Below are 23,925 nucleotides of genomic sequence, written 5' to 3'. Positions count from 1 at the left end.
TTAAGAGAATTTAAAGAAGAAATGGAGGATGAATAATGCAAGTAGTAAATGCAGTACTTTCTGATAAAATCTATTATGATGATGAAATCGTATTGACTTATAAAATTAATTATCCACAGTTTTTCTCTAATAAATGTCAAAGAAATTTAAGTACGCTAAATGCTTTTTATAAAGAAAATGCTGAAATTTTTGAACAATATTGTAGAGATACTTTATTTACAGAAGCAGTTGATCAATATCATGAGTTGAAAAAAAATGATTATCCATTTCACCCATATGAGGCAATAGTCGATTACAAAACAACTTACCTATCCTGCCAATTCATAAGTTTATATTTTGATAAATACATATATACTGGTGGGGCTCATGGAAATACGATTCGTCATTCGGATACTTGGAATTTAAGTACGGGAAAAACAATGCATATAAGCGAGTATTTCCCTATGAATGAAAATTATAAAAATGATATTCTTACCTTTATTATTGATGAGATTACCAATCAATTAAAAAATCCAGAATCCAAGGGAAAATATTTTGATACTTATCAACAAGATGTACATAACACTTGGAATGAAGATAATTTTTATCTTACTCCAGCTGGAATTGTAGTTTACTTTCAACAATATGATATTGCGCCTTATTCCAGTGGAATTATTGAATTTTTAATACCATTTAAGAGTTAATGGCAGTGGCAATTTATAATTAAATATTAAGAGGGCACGGCGTTTGCCGTGCCAGATAAGGAAGTTTTTTATGTAGGAGACGGTGTAACCCCGTAAAAGGGATTACACCGTTTTCCTTTTACTATCTGTTGTAATATATATTTTTTGCAATAACTATCCGTTTACGGTGAACTGGTATCCCGATATGATTTTATTAACCCTTGGCATTTTCAACAAAATGGATGAAAAGCGGAGAAATGATACCCTGTGCCTTGACACTCTTCACAAGGCTCTCAACGTGCATTATTATATTTGCACTTCTTCCTTGTGTTCACCAATAATATGACGCCATATAAACCGCAGATTAAAAGAATAATATCCTCATAGGCACTAAATATTACGGATTTTATCCCGGTTAGCCCCCAAAGAGTTAATATGGTAAGGAGCAATTTGTTTTTTCTCCTGTATCCCGAATATACAGCTATACTCAAACTAACTACGGGGCATGGCATGATATGTGTTACCATTTGCGGAAAACTGTGCCCCAACATGACGGAAAACAAAGGATAAAAAATGTAAAGAAACAGCAATATGAGTTGCCAAAGGTCTGGCTTTTCAAGTACATCATCTTTATTGTGATAACATTCATATAAAAACAAAACACCACAAAACAGATATTGCGGTAGTGCAAAAAATCTTTGGATGGGCTCCGTCCCATAATTCCCAAAAAATACTATGCCTAGAAATAGATTTGAGATCCCCAATGCGAACTTAGCAGACCATTTCACCTTTTGCGCATAAGATAGCACTATTGCTAGAATTACAAATACAAACAAGATGATTTGAGCTATCTTTGTCTGCTGGTTATAATTACTAATAACATCCCAAAATACCTGTGCATTCACTTACTACCTCCAAAATATGAAAGTTTGTTTTATAGATAAATATATCATTTATCTATTGTTTTTAGTCATTAGAAAGGTTAGAATATAAAAAAATTAACAATTATTTACTTCAAAAGTAGCAAAATATTTAATGAACAAAATAAATTTATGAATAAGCGATAGAACAACACTTTCATGTAAAGACAAAACATGCTCACTTACGTACTTTGGTATTTGAAAGGATTTGGACTATGAAGAATTATAAAAAATTTATATTTCCCATAAGTATTTTAATAATGATAGATCAAGTGGTAAAAATCTTTATAAAGAAATATTTATTCGATATTCAAGTAGTTTTTATTGAGGGGATAATAGGTTTTTATCCAAAGATTAATAGAAAACAATCTTGGGCTGGTAATTATATATCTATTTTTGAAAATCCAATTGTAGTGAATATTTTAATAATCTTTTGTATTTTTATTATAATGACAGGTTATCAATTTTATCGAAGTAAATGTAAAAAAGAGAGTTTACCTGCTAGGTTAATTTTTATTTTCGCTATGGCAGGTTGTCTTTGTAGTATCATTGATAAAATATTCTGGGGTGGAAGCTTAGATTTTCTAGTAATTCCAGGATTATTTATCTTTGATTTAAAAGATTGCTATCTGACTGTTGCTGAAATCTTATTTGTATATATGGGGATAAAATACAATAAACAAATTAATGTAAAAGAGTATGTGAAATTTATTTACTCATCTATTAGAAAACAGCAAAAGGATGCAATTTAATTTGTTGAAAACCAATAAAAATCAAATACATCGTATGGAACAGCAAGAAAAAAATGGGGTAAGAGATCTTAGAGCATCAATATAATGATAAGTTATACTTTGGAGGTAGCATGCAGATATCATATGTAAATAGTGCGAATGATGATTTTGTAAAACTATGTACTCTTTTAGATGATTCTTTGAATGAAACTTCAGGTGGGATAAATAGAGAATATTATAAGCAATTTAATTCTGTTATGCAGATACATGATATATTCTTAGCATATGATGATGAGGTACCAATCGGGTGTGCTAGCTTTAAATATTTTGAAGATGGTATTGCAGAAGTGAAACGAGTTTATGTTAAGCCAGAGTATCGTGGTCAGGGAATATCAAAGCTCCTAATGAAGCAACTCGAGGAAAAGGCCAAGGAGTTGGGGTATTTAAAGCTAATATTAGAGACAGGTGCTAAGTTTCAAGCTGCAATCGGGCTATATAAAAGTATAGGTTTTCAAGTGATAGATAATTATGGACAATATAAGGATATCAAAGAATCTATCTGTATGGAAAAGTATATAGTTAATAACTATTAGTTAACAACTATTAGTTAATAACTAAAAAAGAAAAAAATATTTATACCTACAATTTTTTAATAAAAGTTAATAACAATATATGACATACTATGTCATAGTTAATAGCATATAATAAAACTATTATAAAATCACTTTAAACGATGAATAAATTATGTTCTATATGGGGAAGGAAGTGCTTAAATGACGACTGACATAGTATGTAAAGAAAAGTTCTCAGTAATTGGTAAGCTAGGTGAAGGAGATGCTACAAAAGGAAGCGACTGGATCCCTTATTTATGGGAACAAGCAAATGGGAATTTCCATGAAATTAGTTTATTAGCAAAAAAAGATGAAAACGGAATACCGACTGGTATTTGGGGAGCTATGAGTGATGCGAAGGAATGGCTTCTTCCTTGGAAAGAACGTGGGAAATATCTAGCGGGATGTGAAGTATATGATGATTCAGTTGCACCTATAGGCTGGGTGAAATGGACGATTCCAAGTTATAAATATATTGTTACTAAATGTTCGGAAGAGATCTATGGAGAAATATTTGGAGAAATGATACATAGTTATTTACCATCTAATAATTATCAACTTGTTGGCGCTGTGCATGAATTTTATTCACCTTTAATAAAGGATGGTTTTTATTTATATTTTCCTATCGAAAAATTATAGAGGTATAGAAAGAATAAAATTGCATCTCAAAAAAAATAAACATGAAAATATAAACAAATCAAATTAAAAAGCAATATAAAAAGTAATACGTAAAATAAAAGAAATATACAAAACAAAAGCAATATACAAAACAAAAGCATTTGCAAAATAAAAGCATATGCATTATAAAAGAATTATGAAATAACAAAAAGAAAAAATGATGAGGTTTATAAGAAAGTTAAGGAAATTATGACAGAGAAAATCGAAAGAACATTACGCAATTTACAGCAAAATAATATGAATGGATATTATGTAAAAGATAAAGAAGAGCTTATAAAGCAGCTTGAAGAGTTGATACTAGATAATAATACAGTAGGGTGTGGAGATTCGGTTACTTTAGAACAACTGGAAGTTTTTAATTACCTACGTAATAGAGATATTGAATTTTATGATAAACATAAAAGTGGATTATCCAGTGATGAAAAGAGAGAAATCTATATTAAAAATTTTTCAGCTGATGTTTTTATAACTGGAACCAATGCAATCACGGAAAATGGTGAAATTATAAATATTGATGGGAATGGAAGTCGTGTAGCACCAATGATTTATGGTCCAAAAAAAGTTGTGATTGTTGTAGGTAGTAATAAAATTACTCCGAATTCTACAGAAGGAATGCTTAGGGTGAGGCAGGTTGCAGCACCAATGGATGCAAAGAGACTAGGAAAAGTTACTCCTTGTGTGAAGACTGGAAAGTGCTATGATTGTAAGAGTAAGGATAGAATCTGTAATGATTTTGTAGTCATAGCAAGGCAATTTGATTCAAAACGAATTCATGTAATTATAGTAGAAGGTGAATACGGATATTAATAAGATGATGTTATTACTGGAACATGGTGCTATTACTGGTAGCACCGTAATCAAACAGTTCATTTTTTTTATGAAAAAATAGTTATTCCAAAGCTTTACAAATCAACTATATTAATGGGGACTAGAAAGAGCGGATCGGATTATAGAAATTACATAAAGAAAATTTTTATTATTAGTAATATGTTCATAGGGTGATATAGGAATAAAAAAATATAATTTGTTTAAAAGAGTATTTATATAATCATAATTAAGATAAGTACACATTTAATAAATCTCAGATTTTATGATATGAAAAAAAGCAAAAAAAATAGTGTTACCAACGGTAACACTATTTTTGTGCATACTTCATTATAAAGTGTAACATATTTAGAATTAAAAGTCTAGTATTAATTTTATTTTTTGCTAAAATCATTCTTATGAAAGGAAAGCGATAAAGCGGTGTCGTAAAAAGCGTTAGGAACTTTTTGATAAGAGTAAAAAGGAGAATGTAATGAGCAGAGAAAAAGAAGAGCAGCATTTAGAGGAATGTATTAAAGTAATAAAAAATAACATTAATAAATACGCTGAGCAAGATGCTATCATGGCAGCAGATATTAAAGAGATGTACGATCATTATCACGATGGTGATACCGAGATTTATACAGCACTTTCGAATACGACTACGATGCATGAGAGTGTAAAGATTGCACTACACAAAAATCGAAAGGCTTTAATGAAACCCTACTTTGGTCGCATTGATTATTTGGATCATGAAGATGGTAAAGATAATTCAATCTATATTGGGAAGCATGGAGTAATGCGAACGAACACTGAAATTGAAGTCGTTGATTGGAGAGCACCAATTTCAACAATATATTATGAAAGTCAGGTTGGAGAATGTTCTTATCAAGTACCAGAAAGGGAGGTACAGGACGTTACCCTTGATTTAAAACGTACTTACGTTATTGAGCAAAGTAAATTGATTGATTATTATGATTCCGAAGTTGTAGCAAATGATGAGCTTTTAACAAAATATTTAGCAAAGAATAAAGAGGCTGTGCTTGGCGAAATTATAGCAACAATTCAAAAGGAACAAAATGATATAATAAGACAGACCCCATACCATAGTGTTATTGTTCAAGGGGTTGCGGGCAGTGGTAAGACCACAGTGGCGATGCACAGAATTTCTTATATCTTATACAATTATGAAGAGAAATTTAAGCCTACGGAATTTTATATCATTGGTAGCAACCGAATTTTACTTGACTATATTACAAGTGTACTTCCTGATTTGGATGTATACCATGTAAATCAGACGACTTTAGAAATGTTTTATTTACAATTACTAGATGAGGCCACGATAGAAAAGAAATATAAAGTAATTACAAATGGCACTCATATAGAAAATCGAAATATAGCATTAGCTGAGTTAAAAGGTTCTCTTACATGGACAAATACCTTGGATGAGTTTTTAAATGAATTTGAGAAAAATACCATTCCAGTAAAGCCAGTTACGTTTGAAGATTTAATACTTTTCTCTGAGGAAGCATTTCATGAATTTATGAAAAACAATGCAATCTTCTCAACACAAGCTAAAATTAGTATGTTAAATGAACGTGCTTTAATTAAAATAAAAAATTATTTTATAGGGAAAGAATATGAATATGATACGGATGAGAAGAGAGAAATTATAAAAAGATATAACAATTTCTATGGTCCTAAGAAGTGGAAAAAACCGATCATTGATATCTATGTAGAATTTATAGAATGGATGAAATGTAGATATCATGAAAATATGGATTTCATCAACGGATTTGATGAATTATTATCTAGTTTAGGAAATAAACAACTGGATGTGTATGATTTGGCTACGCTTATGTATATTAAAAAGAGAGTTGTTCTTACCGAGGAAATAGAGGATGCCAAGCACATCGTAGTGGATGAGGCTCAGGATTATGGAGTTATGGTATTCTGGGTATTAAAGAAAATTATGCCTCGATGCACATTTACAATTATGGGTGACGTATCACAAAATATCAATTACGATTCTGGTATGAATGATTGGGAAGCGATGAAAAAGTATGTTTTTTCCGCGGAGAAAGATTATTTTGGAGTACTTGCAAAAAGTTATCGTAATACCATTGAAATATCGAACTTTGCAAGCACAATATTAAAACACTGTACCTTTGAAACATATCGAGTGGAACCAATTATTCGCCATGGGAAAGATGTTGCTAAAATCAAAGTTGCAGATGAAAAAGAGCAAGTGTTAAGTACAGTTAACATCATAAACGACTGGTTAAAAGAAGGTTATGATACGATTGCTGTTATCACAAAGGATGAAAAAGAAGCAGAAGAAGTGCAAAGAAAGTTAAGTGAACATTTGGATGTGAAAGAGAGTAGTTTGGAAACAGCAGTATTTCAAAATGGTATTATGGTACTTCCTATTAAACTTACAAAAGGTCTCGAGTTTGATACAGTCTTACTTTGGAATCCGGATGAAAAAAGTTATCCATTATGCGATGCGAATGCAAAATTATTGTATGTAGGTGCTACAAGAGCACTTCATGAATTAAGTATTCTTTATCAAGGAAACTTATCTCCACTATTATTGTAATGTTAGCCATAATATAAAGTTAAAATTAAGAGTCTGTGAGTGATTTTTGTAAATATAGCTTGTTATAGTATGAAACTATAACAAGCTATATTTTTTATGTATTATACTATATCAAAGCAGTATATTATAATAAACTTACAAAAATAAAACAAAGCAAATATAAAACAAAAACAAATAAAGCAAAAACAAAGCGAAAAGAAAATATAAAGAGATTAAATACATAAAATTAAGTATAGAAAAATTAAGTACAGAAAGAAAAAATCAAAACATAAAGAAACCATACACAAAGAGATTAAAAACAAAGAAACAAATACAAAAATAAAACAAAACAGGGCTTAAATATTAAGCTACTAACAACCAGTATTATGGGTTTAATTAAACAGTAATTATCAAGAAGACAACATTATAATAGGAGGATCAATAAATGAGTAGAGCAAATATAAACGCACCATTTCGATTTGATATAGTAGGAAGTTTTTTAAGACCAAAAGACTTAAAAGAAGCAAGAGTAAGATTTGAAAAACACGAAATTACGAGAGAAGAATTAACAAAAGTAGAAGATAAATACATAAAAGAATTGATTGAAAAGCAAAAAGAATCAGGCCTTCAGGTGATTACTGATGGTGAATTTCGAAGAAGCTGGTGGCATTTAGATTTTATGTGGGGACTTAATGGAGTTAAAAAGGTTCAAGCGGAAAGAGGATATCAATTTAAAACTGAAGAAACAAGAGCAGAATCAGCAGCTCTTACAGGAAAAATTTCTGGTGAGAATCATCCATTTGTAGAGCATTTTAAATTTGTAAAATTATTTGAAGAAGATGGGATTGTCGCTAGACAAACAATTCCTGCACCAGCACAGTTTTTAGCTGAACTTCAAAGGAACACAGGAGATGTTCCTACCAATTCCATTTATCCAAATGAAGATGAATTAGTAGAGGATATTGCTAAAGCATATCAAACAGTCATTCTAGATTTATATGCAGCTGGATGTAGAAATGTTCAATTAGATGATTGTACTTGGGGAATGTTCTGTGATACGAGTTTTTGGGCGAACGTACCAAACGCAGAGGAAGCAAGAAAGAATCAAAGCAAGCTATTTATAAGAGTAAATAATCTTGCCATTGCGAATTTACCAGAAGATTTAGTGATAACAACACATGTTTGCCGTGGAAATTATCATTCCACTTGGGCTTCTTCTGGGGGATATGCTCCAGTTGCTGAAGAACTTTTTGGAAATGAAAATGTTAGTGCATATTACTTGGAATTTGATGATGAACGCTCCGGAGATTTCGAGCCTCTTAAATATGTGAGTGGTGATAAGAAAGTTGTACTTGGCTTAGTAACTTCAAAAACCCCGGAATTAGAAGATAAAGAAGGAATCAAAAATCGTATCAAAGAAGCTTCTCAATATGTACCATTAGATAGAATTTATCTAAGCCCACAATGTGGTTTTGCATCTACAGAGGAAGGAAATATTTTAACGGAAGAAGAGCAGTGGAATAAGATTAAATTAATTAAAGAGATTGCTAATGAGGTTTGGTAATATTTATATTAGAAAATGAAAAAAGGGTGTCGCAGATTAGATTAAAAAATCTATTTTGCAACACCCTTTTTTAGTAGAGAATGATTGATGCATTGATTAATTAAATTACGAACAACTAAATCATTGCTTTGTTATCTTTTTGTTGAAATGCTATTAGTACAAGATCTTTATTTTGCTCTGATTTTAATCTTTGTTCTAAATCTTTTATTTTGGATTCTTCGTCTTCTGAGATGTTAGCAATCTCATAGTCATTAAAGGTTTTCATATCCATAGTTTATTACCTCCTTTTTCTTAAGTATGTACAATAAATGGAAGAACAAACAAGTATTTTTAAGGGATGGTAAAAAACAGTATGAACTTTTTAATTAAAATTGATGTGGGGGAAGGGATACTAAGCTTAATTTTGTTTCATAATAAATTATTAGCTTGGATAAAGATAATCTAGGTGGTATATTTGAACTATAGAAATAAAGGAATCAACAACGAAATAAGCAACAAGATGAACAAAAGATACGTAAAAAGATAAACAAGACAAAAAGATAAAGAAAAAGGTAACTATAAGATAAATGTAAGAGAAACAAAAAGAAAAATGGCAAGATAAACAAGAATATAAATACAAACATAAATAAAATAAATTAAGTAATTTAATAGGAGATCAATAATGGATAGAAAGGTTATTTTATATATTGCAGTAAGCCTTGATGGTTTTATAGCAGATAAGGATGGAAGTGTAGATTGGCTTTCAGGGGAAGAAAATGATACTCCAAGCGATAGTAGTAGCGTGTCACAAGAGAATAATAGTTATGAGGAACTTTTAAAGGATATTGATACAATAATTATGGGAATGACAACCTATAAGCAAGTCGTAACCGAATTGTCACCAGATATTTGGCCATATCAAGGGATGAAAAGTTATATTCTTACTTCTAAACCAGAGCAAGATAAAGAGGATATTATTTTTGTAAACACGAATGTAACAGATTTGATTAAGCAATTAAAAGAACAAGAGGGAAAGGATATTTGGATTGTTGGAGGTGCTAATGTAGCAAATCAACTAATTAAAGATAATATGATAGACGAATATCAAATTACTACAATTCCTATTATTTTAGGGCAGGGAATCCGATTATTTGAGCAAGATAATAAAACCATATTTCTTCAATTAGATAGCGTAAAACAATATGATGATATGGTATTGTCGATATATTCTAGAAAAATAAATAGAAAAAATGAATAGAAAACAAATAGAAAAAATAAATAAAAAAATAATAAGTATAAAATTAAGTGATAGTCACTAATAGATAAAGAAATTTTCTTATGATGAAATTAGTTGCTATCACTTTTTTTATTAAGAAAAGGTGAGCATATGAAATTTAAAGAAATGAAAGTTACAGACAGCTATAAAATTAACGAAATAAATGGTGAACAATATATAAATAGAGCTTGGAGAGAAATTGAAGGGAAAAGACAGTTAGTTGAAATTAATTACTTAGATTCAGGTTTACCAAATGGTGCAAATTGGCATATCAATCAATTTGAAGCATCGTTAAAAAGAGGAGGTAAAGCGTTTGGGTGCTATAATAATGAGGATATATTAATAGGATATGCTGTCTTAAATGCTGAAAAATTTGGTGAGACTGCAAAATACATACTACTGGATCAACTTTTTATTTCGAAAGAAGAACGGAATAAGGGAATAGGAAAAGAATTATTTAAGCATTGTTGCATAGAAGCAAGAAATCTTGGTGCAGATAAAATTTATATCTGTGCAGGGTCTGCAGAAGAAACGGTTGCATTTTATTATGCAATCGGATGTGTGGAGGCAGTAGAAATTAATCAGGAATTATATCAATTAGATACTAGAGATTTTCAAATGGAATATGCATTGTAAATTGTAGGGCTGTTACAAGATAGTTATTTTGGATTTAATGACTATTTTGTGGCAGCCCGTTGAAAGATTGACTCTTTAAATGTTTTTTCAATTAAATCAAAAAAATGCAACCAATTTAATATTAGATTCGTATTACTAGTGAATGGATATGAAAGGAGAGTACATAATGGAGTTGATAACAGGGTTTACATACGAAGATGCTGTCGATACCTATGCGGACATGATAACACGACTATGCCTACTTCGGTGTTCCTGTACAGAAGATGCGAAAGATTGTTTTCAAAACACATTTCTTAAATTGTACCAAAAACCACCAGAGTTTAGATCGAAGGAACATATAAAAGCATGGTTGATTCAGGTTACTATACATGAATGCGTTGATTACAATCGTCAGTTTTGGAAACGAAGGGTAGTCTGTACAGATGTAATTGAAGAGTTTATTAATAAGAATTCTGCAATAACTGTTGATAGTGACAGTTTCTCTATGACGAAAGCGGTTATGAAGCTTCCAGTCAAGTATCGCCAAGTAATCTATCTGTATTATTTTGAAGAATATGAGGTGAATGAGATAGCAACCCTACTACATAAGAGTTCAAATACAATAAAATCGCAACTTAGCAGGGGGAGAGAACGATTAAAAAAACTGATGGGAGGTAGCTATGAGTGATATTAAAGATTTTGTTCATGAATTCGAAGAAATAAAAGCACCTGAACAGTGGAAGAACGATGTCAAAAATATATCTGTTGATTATAAAATAATGAATAATAATATGAAAATTCATTATCGAAAGTTAGTATTAAAAATTAGTATTATTCTAACCCTGATTATTATAGTATCCATCGGTGGAATCCGTGTTGCTGCTGCCAATATACCAAGTTTTCGGGCCTTTATTGAAGATATCTTTGGAAGCAATGAAGATTCTATAAAAGTGACATTGCAAGAACAGATTCCTAAGGTTGGGGCATATGACGTGGATAGTTCCTTTTTAATAATCAATAAAGATTCTTCCAACCAAATTATATACGCTTTACAAAATGGTTCTTTAAAAGAAGTAACACCAAAAAGATGCGAAGGATATGTGTATTATGATAACAAAAAATATATCTTTGCATTTCAATATGCAATCAATGGAGATGAGGTGTACGGTTTTTCTTATGAAGGTGTAGCAGTTGGTTTAGTTTCACATCCTGGTGCAATTAATTCGGCTATTGTAATGTTTAGCATAGATGATAAATTTGAGGATGCTTGGTATATTGATTTATTAACAGGTGAGTTAAGTCCTCTTGTCAATAGAGAAGATGCAGAAGAATTATTTCATAGAAAGGCAATACATTCAATAGTTGCAGTGGACGGTGTTGAATCGTGGGATGCAAGGAAAACATATGCGACTGAAATTAAACCCTCTCCAAATGGAGATTATATTTTATTTCAATCGAACCGAGATGATTTGGTTTCCGAGCCTTTGACGAAAGATTCTGAATTAAAGCAAAATTCAAAATTACGACATTGGTTTTTACATGACAACAATACAAATGAAGAAATTAGGCTTGATTTTATTGACTGGTCCTTATCTGTCGGTTATATCTTTTGGATCGATGACGAAACAATTGCAGTGCTAAATTATGACGATGAAAAAGAAGAGTGGTGGCCTATTCTATATAATGCTAAAGCGAAAGAACAGCAGATACTTGGACCTGTAAAAGGTGGTGATCATAAGTATACATTGATTTTTGATGAACGAACAGATACACAGCTTATTATACATGATTTGCTCCATGATAAAACAATTCCATTTAGTTTAGAAGAGACGGATTCCAATGTTACGTATTTTTCGAATTCAAATTTACAGTTTTTTAGAAAGGATGGAAGTATCTTATTTTATGATTTAGTGGAAGGTAAGAAACGGATAATTAATCAGAGTAAAAATTTTGATATTGGGCAGAAATCAGGAGAGTACGTTGATTTTATACATGAGCTAGATACGGATACCTTATTATTAATTTCTGTGCTTAATGTAGATCAGCACCAATATTATTTGATATCTTACGAATAGCAAAAGGTTAAAGAAAGAGCTTAAAATTAGCATAAGGCTCTTTCTTTTTGTATTCTAAAAGGAAATACAGAGATTAATTACTTATATTAGCAACAAATACTTAAAAATAAAATATATAAATAAAACTTTTAACATGCCGGATAATGTAATTGAAATCTTAAACGTTGGTAATTTTCGTAACCATAAATATTTAAAAAATATCTCTTCGAATTCATATATAGAAAATGTAATTTTCGGTAAATTTGTTGGTGATGATAAATTTATAATGTCTTTCTCGGAATATACGCTACAGTATGGGGGACTTTTGGGAACAGATGTACCTTGACAGTTTTCTACATTGTTGTTAAAATGACAATAATTGATTAAGATTGGAGTTGGGAAGATGAGTATATATTCTTGCAAATAATAATTCAATAAGAATTACGTGTAGGTTTTTAAACAGTGTAGAAACACTGTTATTTGGTGTACATTTTTATGAAACTTGGTGTGCAAATTACGAAACCAGAGAGCTACACGTTGCAAGAATATTTTCTTACCCAATGTTTTATAAATTAGACAAATCACATGATCAAAATTTATTTATTACTTTATCGTATATGTAGAAAATATTATTTTAGAAAAATATTATTACAATAAATCTAGCAGTGAGTGTGAGTTACTTATTTCTAATTGTATTATTTAATCTATATATATTTTTATGAACAGTAAAGAAACAAATAATTCATTGTGTGATACCTCTTTATAACGCTAAGACGCAGAAAGAAATATTCTTGCGTCTTATTTTATTGTTTAAAAATTAGGTTAAGCAATACAGTTGCTGAAAATTAAATATGTTTTATTCTTCTACAGGTGGACTCATAGCCGAATAAATAGCACTGTTGTTGAAACCTTAGAAAGGAAGAATAAATTTTCTAAAAGTGTATTTATAAGCAAATAAGGCGTCATTTGCTAGAGGTACTTAATATATAGGAGGTATTACTATGGCATTAATAAACGTATCTGATTTAACTTTTTACTATGATGGTAGTTATGATACAATTTTTGATCATGTTTCATTTCAAATCGATACCGATTGGAAATTAGGATTTATCGGTCGAAATGGGAGAGGAAAAACTACGTTTTTAAATTTACTAATGGGAAAATATGAGTATAAGGGAACGATATCATCACCAGTTGGTTTTGATTATTTTCCATTCCCTGTTACAGATAAATCACAAAATACGATAGATATCATTGAGCTCATCCATCCTGAGTATGAACTTTGGAAGGTTTGTAAAGAGTTAACTTTGCTAGATGTGGATTGTGAGGTTTTATATCGGCCATTTGAAACACTCAGCAATGGAGAGCAAACCAAAGTATTATTGGCTGTATTATTTTCAAAGGAAAATAATTTTTTATTAATTGATGAACCAACCAATCATTTGGATATGGAAACACGTATTGTTGTTATGAATTATTTGAACGGGAAAAAAGGATTTATATTAGTATCCCATGATCGTTCTTTTTTAGATGGTTGTATCGATCATGTGTTGGCTATAAATAAAGCAAATATTGAAGTAAGACAAGGAAATTTTTCTACTTGGTGGGAAAATAAGAAGAATCAGGATGAGTATGAACTTGCTGAGAACGAAAAGCTAAAAAAGGATATCAAACGTCTAACAGAGGCAGCAAAACGAACAGAAAATTGGTCGGATCAAATTGAAAAAAGCAAGATTGGAACCCATGTAGGGGACCGAGGTTTCATTGGCCATAAATCAGCGAAAATGATGAAACGAGCAAAATCAATTGAAAGCCGATCACAAAATGCACTAGAAGAAAAATCAAAATTATTAAAAAACATTGAAGAAGTGGATGACTTAAAAATAATTCCTTTAAAACATCATAAGGATACCTTAATAAATATTGAAGACTTATCAATTTCATATGGGGATAGAAGATTGTTTGAATATTTCAATTTGAGTGTTAAGACAGGTGATCGAATTGTTCTTAAAGGAAAGAATGGATGTGGAAAGTCCAGTATTCTTAAATTGATTTTAGGTGAAGATATCACATATACAGGGAAAGTAGAATTGGCAAGTGGCTTAGTTATTTCTTATGTATCACAGGATACTTCAAAACTTTCGGGAAGTTTATCTGATTTTATTTATGAGCATAAACTGGAGGAAAGTTTGTTTAAAGCGATCCTTCGAAAACTTGATTTTTCAAGAGTACAGTTTGAAAAAAGGATAGAAGAATATAGTGGTGGGCAAAAGAAGAAAGTATTAATCGCCAAAAGCTTATGTGAGCAGGCACATTTATATCTGTGGGATGAGCCACTTAACTTTATCGATATATTTTCTAGAATGCAAATTGAGCAATTGATTAAACAATATGCACCAACGATGTTAATGGTGGAACATGATAGTATGTTTGTAAATGAGATTGCAACTAAGATTATTCATATATAATGGAAAAGTACTGCTTGACTTAAGCTTCACTATTTGCTATTATGATGAAAATTAATAATTTATTGTTTTCTAGGGTTCCGTAATAAAATACTATTTTTATTAGTCTGGTCCAAGGGAGAACACACAATTCTAATGCGGATTGTGCACACGGTAGGACAAAAGCCTAGGAGTTATATTTAATAACTCCTGGGCTTTTTTTATTTTGACTTTTTAAAGTGAAAAGTGCATCCGTATTACTTAATTATTCAAAAGGAGGAAGATTTTATGTTAGGTTTATTCGTTTCAACAATTCTAACAAGTGCAGCAGATAGTCTTAATCCTGTTGCAATCACACAACAATTTGTTTTGCAAGGGATGGTAAAGAAGGCAAAACATATTTGGTATTATATTAATGCCATTGCATTAACGAATCTTGCAGGAGGTTTTCTTGCATACTTTGGTCTCATATCAATTATAGGAGATCTTGTGGCTAAAGTTATAAATAAGTATGGGAGAGTTTTATTTACTGCAGAATTTATTGCGGGAATTTGTTTTTTAATTGTAGTTTTTTATTTGATTCAAAATACGAAAATAGATTCTTTAAAACGTCAAATAAAACTGTTAAGTTCTGAGGGTGATTGTAATGATGAGGAAGAAACTACGAAAAAAATCAAATCTGTATCACCACTATCATTGACAGCATTAGGTGTTGTAGCAACCATTTCAGAATTAACAACTGCGTTACCGTATTTTGCTTTCTTAGCAATCCTTTTTAATTATAAGTTATCCATATTACCAGTAACACTAATACTTATTGTTTATAATTTTATTTATTCGCTACCATTAATAATAATGTATCTCGTTTACATTAAGGCTCAGGATAAGTTTGATCAATTTTATGTGTTTATTAAAAATAAAATTACGAAATGGGCAGCATTCCTTGCCCCAGTTGTGGTAGGCATTATCGGTATCTTATTAATTGTACATTCAATGACATTTTTATTTTAGTATGATGAAAATAAAAAATTAGAAAAAAATAGAATCCACATATTGACAAATAAATGAAAGCTTATTATAATGATAATCAGTTAGTTAGTTGAGTAACTAAGTAAACAACAAAGGAGGTTAAACGTGGAAATAAATGTTGATTCAGACAAACCGATTTTTTTACAAATTGCAGAAGTAATAGAAGATGCTATTCTGTCGGGGGCGTTTGTTGAAGAAAGCCAAATTCCATCCATTACTGAGCTCTCGGTAAGTTATAAGATTAATCCAGCAACCGCACTAAAAGGAATTAACATTTTAGTTGATGCAGGAATTGTTTATAAAAAGAGAGGTGTAGGTATGTTTGTTGCCACTGGTGCAGTAGAGATTTTACGTCAACAAAGAAAAGAGCAATTTTACGATAAGTTCATTGCAAATTTAATTGCAGAAGCGAAAAGACTTCATTTATCAGAAGCAGATATTAAATCAATGATAGAAAGAGGGTTCAAACAATGAGTGGGATTGAAGTGAAAAATTTGACCAAACGTTTTGGTGATGTTCTTGCACTTGATAATGTTAGCATTTGTTTTGAAGAAAATAAAATTTATGGTTTACTTGGAAGAAATGGAGCCGGAAAATCCACTTTACTTAACCTTATCACGAACCGTATATTTTCTGACAGTGGTTCCGTGCTCATTGATGGGGTATCTGTAAAAGAAGATGATAGTGTACTTGGTAAGATATATTTAATGAGTGAAAAAACCTACTATCCAGAAAAAATGAAAGTGAAAGAAGCTTTTAAGTGGAGTAAAGTATTTTATCCAAACTTTGATGAAGAATATGCAATCAATCTAGCAAAACGTTTTGAATTAAATATTAATAAACCAGTAAAATCACTATCTACAGGATATACTTCTATTTTTAAAATAGTAATCGCATTATCGGTGAATGCACCATATATTTTACTTGATGAGCCTGTACTTGGTTTGGATGCAAATCATAGAGATTTATTTTATCGGATATTAATTGAGAAATATAGTGAGAGCCCTTGTACAATAGTTATATCAACGCATTTGATCGAAGAGGTTTCGAATGTTATTGAAGATATTATTATTATCAAGCAAGGTAAAATCATCAAAAATGAATCAAGAGAAGCTCTTTTATCACAAGGATATACGGTATCTGGTGTTGCATCTATTGTTGATGCTTATGTTGCTGGCAAAGATGTGATAGGAACGGATCAACTTGGTGGGCTTAAAACTGTTTATGTCCTTGGAAAAATAGATCAAAAAGTTCCAGAAGGCATTGAGATATCAAAACTTGATTTGCAAAAGCTGTTTATTCAGCTTACAAACGTATAAGGGGGCTTAGAATATGAATATAAAGGCATCTTATAAATATCAGTTAGCGGATCATAAGAAATCCGTAATAATTTATTATTTTGTTTTAATAAGCTTAATTATCTTTTTGTTTGGGTCTTTGGCGGTTGCAGTTGTCTATGAAGACGGTACAATTTCAGGATCTGCTGTGAATGGATTGGATATGGCTACGGCAATTTTTCTATTTGTAACCGGGCTTTGCAGTTTCAAAGAATCTTTTGGGATGTTAATTCAAAACGGAGTTTCCAGAAAAAATATATATCTTGGCAGATTATTCGCAACAATAACATTAGCATTTGGGATGGCAATAATTGATACAGTTATAGTAATTATATTTAAATTTATTGGAACCTTATCCAAGGATAATTTTTATTGTTCCACTTTGTATGAACAATTTTATAGACTCCATGCAAATCAATTAAGTAGTTTTCAGATACATGTTGTAGGTTTTATCTTTGATTTTTTATTATACCTTACTTGCATTGCACTAGGATATCTTATTACAAATATATTTTATCGTGTGAATGCCACAGGTAAAGTTTTATTAGGTGCAGGCGTTCCAGTTGTTTTGTTTGTTATATATCCTATATTTGATGCTACCGTTATGAATGGTAAAATATCGATGGCTATGGTAAAAGGATTGGATTTTGCGTTTGGTTTGTCAAAACAGCAACCTAGTCATATGTTTATAACTAGCATTATAGCATTTATAGCATTTAGCGTGTTGAGTTACTTATTCGTTAGAAAGGCAAATATAAAAGAATAAGCGAAAATAGAAAGAATAAGCGAAAATAGAAAGAATAATTGGAAATAAAAAAATATGGGAAATAAAAAATTGCAGATAATAAAAAGAAAATAAATAAGAAAATAAACAAGAAATAAATAAGAAAATAAACAAGAAAATAAGAAATAATGTTAAAGTTTATAAAAATAAAAAGAAGCTTTGGATCTCTAGCCAGTGCTTCTTTTTATTAATTATTAAGAGAATATTTTAAAAATTGTGAATGTATTGGTGAGTACAAATGCTTACTATTGATAAAGGACATAAAAAACCCCCAAGAGAAATTCTCCGGGGGTTCATATTCACTACCTATATTTAAAAATAAGTAATTATAATCTTACTACGTTAGTAGCTTGATCGCCTCTGTTACCTTTTTCAATATCAAAGCTTACGGATTGACCTTCTTCTAAAGACTTGAAACCATCGCCTTGGATAGCTGAAAAATGAACGAATACGTCATTTCCGTTATCTGTTGTAATAAAACCAAAACCTTTTTCTGCATTAAACCATTTTACTGTACCTTTATTCATGGGGTACCTCCTATTTTTTATGTTATTATTTTTTATATATTCGTATTTAGTTATTGATTATAATCTTACTACGTTAGTAGCTTGATCGCCTCTGTTACCTTTTTCAATGTCAAAGCTTACGGATTGACCTTCTTCTAGAGACTTGAAACCATCGCCTTGGATAGCTGAAAAATGAACGAATACGTCATTTCCGTTATCTGTTGTAATAAAACCAAAACCTTTTTCTGCATTAAACCACTTTACTGTACCTTTATTCATGGGGTACCTCCTATTTATTATATTATTATTTTTTAGATATCTGATTTAAATAATCGATTATAGTCTTACTACGTTAGTAGCTTGATCGCCTCTGTTACCTTTTTCAATATCAAAGCTTACAGGTTGACCTTCTTCTAATGTTTTAAAACCGTCTCCTTGGATAGCAGAGAAGTGAACAAATACATCATTTCCGTTATCTGTAGTAATAAAACCAAATCCTTTTTCTGAGTTAAACCATTTTACTGTACCTTTATTCATGTGGTACCTCCTAATTTTTACTTTTACTTTAAAGTATAAAAAAAATCACATATTTTTACAAATTATATATAGTGACGCATACATATAATCTCTAAAAATATGTGAATCCATTAATACATCAGTAATACAATTGCTATTGTACTACAGTTTTTTTAGCTTGTCAACATGTTTTTGAAAGAATTAATATTTTATAAAAAAAAGGGACTAATTACCTACTTTATTTTTAATAAGTATAGCATTTATTCTGAAAGTATATTAATATATGATTGTTTCACACATTGAATATGAAGGAGTGCATGGTCTAAATATATCATGCTAATAAACAAAATGAAAATTGTAAATAAACTTAAGCTTAGTCATAAGTTATATTTGGGATTTGGTATCGTCATATCTTTAATGATATGTATTTTAGGCTATACATATATTAATTATGAGAATCAAACGGAAACTGTGGAATTAAATTTAAAGTCATATGTAATAATTGATGAGGCTACTTCCATTTTAAATAGTATGCTTAATATGGAAACGGGAGCAAGAGGTTATGCAATCACAGGGAAAGAAGAGTTTCTAGAGCCATTTAATCAAGGAAAAGAAGAGTTTTTGGAACATTTTAATGAGGTAAAAGAATTAACAGCGGACAATTCCTTACAGCAAGTGCGTTTGAATAATTTGCAAAAACAATACGAAAGCTGGTTTGAATGGGAGACTACAAAAATCATTGAAGGACGTAGAGCAGTTTTAGATGGAACTCTAGAAATGGATGATGTAATCAAGCTTGTGCAAACTGATCGTGGCAAAGATGAGATGGACATGGCGCGCGAGATGATTGCAGAAATCATTGGAGAAGAAGAACAAATCTTAGATCTGCGTTATAATGAACTGAAAACAGCAGAGTTAAGAACAGAGTTTGTTATAATCGTTGGAGGATTTCTAACGGTAATTACTTCTACAATAATCGCTTTATTTACCTCCTTATCGGTATCAAAACCTGTTAAAATGCTTATAAAAGCGTCAGAAAATATTGAAGAACAAAACTATAAAGAGTTAATTAATTTAAAAGCTGATAAAGAGCTTAATGTATTAATCAAACATTTCAATCGTATGCAAGCTGCGATTCAAATAAGAGAATATGAGTTATATAATAAAAATCAAGAACTAAAAATTCAAATGGCAAATGTAAATGAAGCGAATAAATTAAAAAGCCAATTTTTAGCCAACATGTCTCATGAACTTCGAACACCTCTAAACTCAATTATTGGATTTACAAATCGGGTTATAAAAAAGAGTGGTGATAGTCTACCACAAATACAACAAGAAAATTTAAAGATTGTATTAAGTGAAGCCTATCATTTATTAGAATTAATTAATAGTTTACTTGACTACTCAAAAATAGAAGCAGGTAAAATGGAGCTTCACGTGGAAAAGTTCGACCTCTTATCGGTATTGGATGAGGTCTATACTATGACAAGGACTTTGTCAGAGGGAAAGAATATTACATATAGGCAGGATTTTCAAGAGTTAGAAACGATTCCAATTGTAAGTGATAGAATAAAGGTAAAACAAATACTTATTAATATTGTAAGTAATGCATTTAAGTATTCAGAAAAAGGAACAATTACTGTTTCAGTAGATATCAGCGATGACTTTTATTGCTTAAAAGTAAAAGACGAGGGACTTGGTATATCAAAAGAGAATATTAATAACATATTTGATGAATTCCGCCAGGTGGATGGGACCTATACAAGAAAGGTTGGAGGTACAGGCCTTGGTCTTTCTATTACTAAGAAATTCGTTGAAATGCTTGGCGGTAAAATATTTGTAGAAAGTGAACTAGGCGTTGGAAGTTGCTTTACGGTATACCTTCCTATGGATTTAGAAATAAACCAAGAAGTTAAATTATTAGAAAATGAGCCAGCATCACATTATAAGAAGAAAGTAGTTTGTATTGATGATGATTCTAATGTTCAGAAGTTATATAAGCAATATTTAAATGAATATGAGTTTGAAGCAGTTGCTTTAAATGGTAGTGAAGATATAGTAAAAGAAATTATAAATATAGATCCAGATGTTATTTTATTAGATATAATGTTACCGGATAAAGATGGCTGGGAGATATTATCTGAACTTAAAAACACGAAGGAAACAAGGAAAATCCCAGTTATTATGGCATCGGTATTAAGTGAAAAGAAACTTGCGTATCGTATGAAAGCAGATGAATATCTAATAAAGCCAGTGACTCAAGAAGAACTTTTTGATACTATAGTTAGGACGATTACAAAAAAAAGTGGATTAGATATTCTTGTTGCAGATGATGATGAGAATTTTTTGAATTTGATAGGACAGTTTTTAAGAGAAGAAGGACTTCCTTATCGATGTGCTAGAAATGGACAGGATGTTTTAAATCAAATGATGGATAAAAAACCAGACTTATTAATTTTGGATATCATGATGCCAAAAAAAGATGGTTTTACTGTATTAGAAGAAATAAGAAAGAAAGAGAAAATAAAGGATACACCTGTTATTGTAGTAACGTCAAAGGAATTAACCAATAAAGAGAAAGACGAATTGCATAAAAGGACTAGCGCAGTAATTCAGAAGTCTTCCGTAATGATGGATGTGGTTATGGATAAATTAATGAAGAGAATTAAGGAGCATCTTGCAAATGAATAGAGTTCTACTAGTAGAAGACAATGGTCACAATTCCAGATTAATAGATCAATTACTAATGGACATGGACATTGGAATTGAGTTAAGTATATCAGCAACTGGAAAAGGAGCAATACAATTAGCCAATGATAATGATTTTGACTTGGTTATTATGGATGTATCCTTGCCAGATATGAATGGTATTGATGTAACAAAAGAAATAAAACGAAATATGAAATATAATGAGGTTCCATTTATAGTTGCTACTGCACATGCTATGTCAAATGAGGAAGCACTATTTAAAGAAACCTTTGATGATTATATTTCAAAACCAATCGATGACGATGTATTTACAGAAAAAATAAATAAATGGTTAGGTGTTAAATAAATATGGATATAAAGATACTGGTTGTAGATGATAATAAGTTAAATATAAGATTGCTGCAAGATATTTTAGAGGATGAACAATACACAGTATACACAGCGGATAGTGGATTTCCGGTACTAGAGATGGCTAAAAACTTAAAACCTGATGTAATTTTACTTGACATTATGATGCCAGGAATGGATGGATTTGAAGTTTGCCAGTTATTAAAAAGTGATGAAGAAGTTATGGATATTCCAGTAATCATGGTTACTGCTAAAACAGATGGAAATGATTTAAAAGTTGCATTTGAAATGGGCGCAGCTGATTATATTAAAAAACCATTTGATGATGTTGAGGTAATCGCTCGAATTCATTCTGTATTACGTACGAAACAAAGTCAGGATAAATTAAAAGATGAGGCGAGTAGAGATGGTTTAACAGGAATTTATAATCATGCACTTTTAATTCAGTTATTTGAGAAAGAAATTAAAAAGCAAGAAATCAGTGGGGAAAACTTATCATTTGTTATGCTGGATATTGATCATTTTAAAAAAATAAATGATAGCTATGGGCATACCATTGGAGATCTCGTGTTAAAGGAATTAGCCATGATTCTAAGTACTTCTATTGGAGGTAGTGATTATGTTGGTAGATATGGCGGCGAAGAATTTAGTATCGTGATAACAAAACTAAACGAAGACGAAACTTATAAATGGTGTGAGTTGGTTCGAAATAAAATACAAAATCATAAATTTTATGTAGGTGATGCGTTGATTCAAGTAACAGTTAGTATGGGATTTTACTGTAAATCAGCAAAGGATACCATTAGTGGTTATGATATGATTAAGAAATCCGATGAAGCACTTTATAAAGCGAAGCAAAACGGAAGAAATAGAGTTGAAAAAGGTATTATTGGATAGGTCTTTCTTTGGTTAATTAAAGCTTAAGTTTATATTAAGATTCTCTTTTTATCACACAAATATTTCCATTCGTGATAGAATGTTATTATATTAATTCTTTAAGTAATGGTGAAATTTTGAAGATAAAGGAGAGGTGGCGGTATTCATGTTAAAATCATTTAGTAAAAAACAAATGAGATTTTTTATTCTATTTGCGATATTGATTTGTGTTTTAGTAGCTGCTGGATATTTAATTATTGGAAGAAAAAATTCGAAATATAAACACATTGATAAAAATTATTTTACAATGACTACAAAAGTTGAGCTACGAGATCTTCCTTGGACGATCAATCCTGAAGAGGCAAAAAAGGTAATAGGAGAGTTGGATACAACTTATGATGTTGAACCTGGTGAGGGGATTAAAGTAATCGAAAGATTAATGCCGAAGAAGCAAATTTACATTGACGAATTGGATATTTCAACAGAGGTGATACGTTTATTGTTTAACATAAAAGATGAGTTAATGAGCTTCGATTATTATTTTAAATGTGATTCCTATGATGAAGCTTTAACGATATATAATGAGTTGGAAAAGTATCTTTCAGAATGTATATCATCTGATATTACAAAGAATGTAAATGATACTGGCAATAGAATTAGATGGATTGATGATGAGGGTAATTATCTTATTTTAGAAGGAGTTTCTCAAAATAATCTATCGAATGGTGAGGCTTATGTTACAATGAACTTTCAATCTTTTGAACATAAAGTTATATATCCAGATGAATAGTTTAAAAAAGAGGGCAGTTACAATACGATAATGTATGTGTGGCTGTCCTTTTTTAGTTATAGCGGAGATGATTACTCCAAGTATAAAACTTTATGTTTGGTGAAAACTTTGTAT

25 protein-coding genes and 1 riboswitch are annotated in these 23,925 nt (G+C 30.6%); of the genes, 20 read left to right on the top strand and 5 right to left on the bottom strand.

What is annotated here, in order from left to right; all coding sequences use genetic code 11:
* Positions 1-35 precede the first annotated feature (35 nt).
* Positions 36-683: a DUF3298 and DUF4163 domain-containing protein gene (locus tag BN4220_RS05955; protein ID WP_066714693.1), complete on the top strand. Its 648-nt coding sequence runs from the start codon at positions 36-38 to the stop codon at positions 681-683.
* Between the two features lie 272 nt (positions 684-955).
* Here BN4220_RS05955 and BN4220_RS05950 read toward each other — a convergent pair whose 3' ends face one another.
* On the bottom strand, positions 956-1,567 hold the full coding sequence (locus BN4220_RS05950) for a DUF6064 family protein (protein WP_066714691.1): 612 nt from the start codon (positions 1,565-1,567) through the stop codon (positions 956-958).
* A 230-nt stretch (positions 1,568-1,797) separates the two neighbouring features.
* On the opposite strand from BN4220_RS05950, the gene BN4220_RS05945 reads away from it, so the two are divergent.
* The 6 genes from BN4220_RS05945 to BN4220_RS05920 all read left to right on the top strand — a co-directional run bounded on the left by BN4220_RS05945 (position 1,798) and on the right by BN4220_RS05920 (position 8,548).
* Positions 1,798-2,334, top strand: a complete 537-nt coding sequence (locus BN4220_RS05945; protein ID WP_066714689.1) for a signal peptidase II — start codon at positions 1,798-1,800, stop codon at positions 2,332-2,334.
* Between the two features lie 110 nt (positions 2,335-2,444).
* Positions 2,445-2,906, top strand: coding sequence for a GNAT family N-acetyltransferase (locus BN4220_RS05940; RefSeq protein WP_066714686.1), 462 nt, complete (start codon positions 2,445-2,447; stop codon positions 2,904-2,906).
* Between the two features lie 180 nt (positions 2,907-3,086).
* Positions 3,087-3,563, top strand: a complete 477-nt coding sequence (locus tag BN4220_RS05935; RefSeq protein ID WP_066714684.1) for a GyrI-like domain-containing protein — start codon at positions 3,087-3,089, stop codon at positions 3,561-3,563.
* Between the two features lie 228 nt (positions 3,564-3,791).
* Positions 3,792-4,409: a lactate utilization protein gene (locus BN4220_RS05930; protein WP_066714682.1), complete on the top strand. Its 618-nt coding sequence runs from the start codon at positions 3,792-3,794 to the stop codon at positions 4,407-4,409.
* Between the two features lie 490 nt (positions 4,410-4,899).
* Complete coding sequence (locus BN4220_RS05925; RefSeq protein WP_066714680.1) at positions 4,900-7,005, top strand: HelD family protein; 2,106 nt, start codon at positions 4,900-4,902, stop codon at positions 7,003-7,005.
* A 424-nt stretch (positions 7,006-7,429) separates the two neighbouring features.
* Positions 7,430-8,548 (top strand): 5-methyltetrahydropteroyltriglutamate--homocysteine S-methyltransferase, encoded by a 1,119-nt coding sequence (locus tag BN4220_RS05920; RefSeq protein WP_066714678.1) that lies wholly within the window; start codon positions 7,430-7,432, stop codon positions 8,546-8,548.
* A 115-nt stretch (positions 8,549-8,663) separates the two neighbouring features.
* On the opposite strand, the gene BN4220_RS20000 is transcribed toward BN4220_RS05920, so the two are convergent.
* Positions 8,664-8,819, bottom strand: a complete 156-nt coding sequence (locus tag BN4220_RS20000) for a hypothetical protein (protein ID WP_156476400.1) — start codon at positions 8,817-8,819, stop codon at positions 8,664-8,666.
* 390 nt (positions 8,820-9,209) lie between these two features.
* Here BN4220_RS20000 and BN4220_RS05915 point away from each other — a divergent pair, with 390 nt between their 5' ends.
* The 9 genes from BN4220_RS05915 (at position 9,210) to BN4220_RS05875 (ending at position 18,048) form a co-directional block, all read left to right on the top strand.
* Complete coding sequence (locus BN4220_RS05915) at positions 9,210-9,785, top strand: dihydrofolate reductase family protein (RefSeq protein WP_066714675.1); 576 nt, start codon at positions 9,210-9,212, stop codon at positions 9,783-9,785.
* A gap of 129 nt (positions 9,786-9,914) precedes the next feature.
* Positions 9,915-10,439 carry a GNAT family N-acetyltransferase gene (locus tag BN4220_RS05910; protein ID WP_066714674.1) on the top strand — a complete coding sequence of 175 codons (525 nt, stop codon included), beginning with the start codon at positions 9,915-9,917 and terminating at the stop codon, positions 10,437-10,439.
* A 166-nt stretch (positions 10,440-10,605) separates the two neighbouring features.
* The gene (locus BN4220_RS05905; protein ID WP_066714673.1) at positions 10,606-11,106 is read left to right on the top strand and encodes an RNA polymerase sigma factor; all 501 of its coding nucleotides are present in this window, start codon (positions 10,606-10,608) and stop codon (positions 11,104-11,106) included.
* On the top strand, positions 11,099-12,493 hold the full coding sequence (locus BN4220_RS05900; RefSeq protein WP_066714670.1) for a hypothetical protein: 1,395 nt from the start codon (positions 11,099-11,101) through the stop codon (positions 12,491-12,493). Before BN4220_RS05905 ends, BN4220_RS05900 begins: the two co-directional genes overlap by 8 nt.
* Positions 12,494-13,473: 980 nt before the next feature.
* Positions 13,474-14,940: a ribosomal protection-like ABC-F family protein gene (abc-f, locus tag BN4220_RS05895; RefSeq protein ID WP_066714668.1), complete on the top strand. Its 1,467-nt coding sequence runs from the start codon at positions 13,474-13,476 to the stop codon at positions 14,938-14,940.
* Positions 14,941-14,998: 58 nt separating this feature from the next.
* Positions 14,999-15,112, top strand: a riboswitch (guanidine-I (ykkC/yxkD leader).
* A 92-nt stretch (positions 15,113-15,204) separates the two neighbouring features.
* Positions 15,205-15,927 (top strand): GAP family protein, encoded by a 723-nt coding sequence (locus BN4220_RS05890; RefSeq protein ID WP_066714666.1) that lies wholly within the window; start codon positions 15,205-15,207, stop codon positions 15,925-15,927.
* A gap of 123 nt (positions 15,928-16,050) precedes the next feature.
* Positions 16,051-16,419, top strand: a complete 369-nt coding sequence (locus BN4220_RS05885) for a GntR family transcriptional regulator (RefSeq protein WP_066714662.1) — start codon at positions 16,051-16,053, stop codon at positions 16,417-16,419.
* A complete protein-coding gene (locus tag BN4220_RS05880; protein ID WP_066714660.1) occupies positions 16,416-17,264 on the top strand; it encodes an ATP-binding cassette domain-containing protein in 849 nt (282 codons plus the stop codon). Before BN4220_RS05885 ends, BN4220_RS05880 begins: the two co-directional genes overlap by 4 nt.
* A gap of 13 nt (positions 17,265-17,277) precedes the next feature.
* Positions 17,278-18,048, top strand: a complete 771-nt coding sequence (locus BN4220_RS05875; protein WP_066714658.1) for a hypothetical protein — start codon at positions 17,278-17,280, stop codon at positions 18,046-18,048.
* 344 nt (positions 18,049-18,392) lie between these two features.
* Here the strand turns inward: BN4220_RS05875 and BN4220_RS05870 are convergent, their stop codons facing one another.
* Genes BN4220_RS05870 through BN4220_RS05860 form a run of 3 tightly spaced genes read right to left on the bottom strand, consistent with a single transcriptional unit; the run spans position 18,393 to position 19,109 of the window.
* Positions 18,393-18,593 carry a cold-shock protein gene (locus tag BN4220_RS05870; protein ID WP_066714656.1) on the bottom strand — a complete coding sequence of 67 codons (201 nt, stop codon included), beginning with the start codon at positions 18,591-18,593 and terminating at the stop codon, positions 18,393-18,395.
* Positions 18,594-18,650: 57 nt separating this feature from the next.
* Positions 18,651-18,851, bottom strand: coding sequence for a cold-shock protein (locus BN4220_RS05865; RefSeq protein WP_066714656.1), 201 nt, complete (start codon positions 18,849-18,851; stop codon positions 18,651-18,653).
* Positions 18,852-18,908: 57 nt separating this feature from the next.
* On the bottom strand, positions 18,909-19,109 hold the full coding sequence (locus BN4220_RS05860) for a cold-shock protein (RefSeq protein ID WP_066714654.1): 201 nt from the start codon (positions 19,107-19,109) through the stop codon (positions 18,909-18,911).
* Positions 19,110-19,421: 312 nt separating this feature from the next.
* On the opposite strand from BN4220_RS05860, the gene BN4220_RS05855 reads away from it, so the two are divergent.
* From BN4220_RS05855 to BN4220_RS05840, 4 genes are all read left to right on the top strand, one after another.
* Complete coding sequence (locus BN4220_RS05855) at positions 19,422-21,779, top strand: response regulator (RefSeq protein ID WP_082812151.1); 2,358 nt, start codon at positions 19,422-19,424, stop codon at positions 21,777-21,779.
* Complete coding sequence (locus tag BN4220_RS05850) at positions 21,772-22,143, top strand: response regulator (RefSeq protein ID WP_066714650.1); 372 nt, start codon at positions 21,772-21,774, stop codon at positions 22,141-22,143. The genes BN4220_RS05855 and BN4220_RS05850 overlap by 8 nt, the downstream gene beginning before the upstream one ends.
* Before the next feature lie 2 nt (positions 22,144-22,145).
* Positions 22,146-23,042, top strand: coding sequence for a diguanylate cyclase (locus tag BN4220_RS05845; protein WP_066714647.1), 897 nt, complete (start codon positions 22,146-22,148; stop codon positions 23,040-23,042).
* Between the two features lie 145 nt (positions 23,043-23,187).
* On the top strand, positions 23,188-23,811 hold the full coding sequence (locus tag BN4220_RS05840; protein ID WP_066714645.1) for a hypothetical protein: 624 nt from the start codon (positions 23,188-23,190) through the stop codon (positions 23,809-23,811).
* Positions 23,812-23,925 lie beyond the last annotated feature (114 nt).

It is taken from the genome of Clostridium sp. Marseille-P299 (genome assembly GCF_900078195.1).
In the GTDB taxonomy this organism is placed as follows: domain Bacteria; phylum Bacillota; class Clostridia; order Lachnospirales; family Lachnospiraceae; genus Lachnoclostridium.
This window is presented reverse-complemented; position numbering and strand designations above follow the sequence as displayed.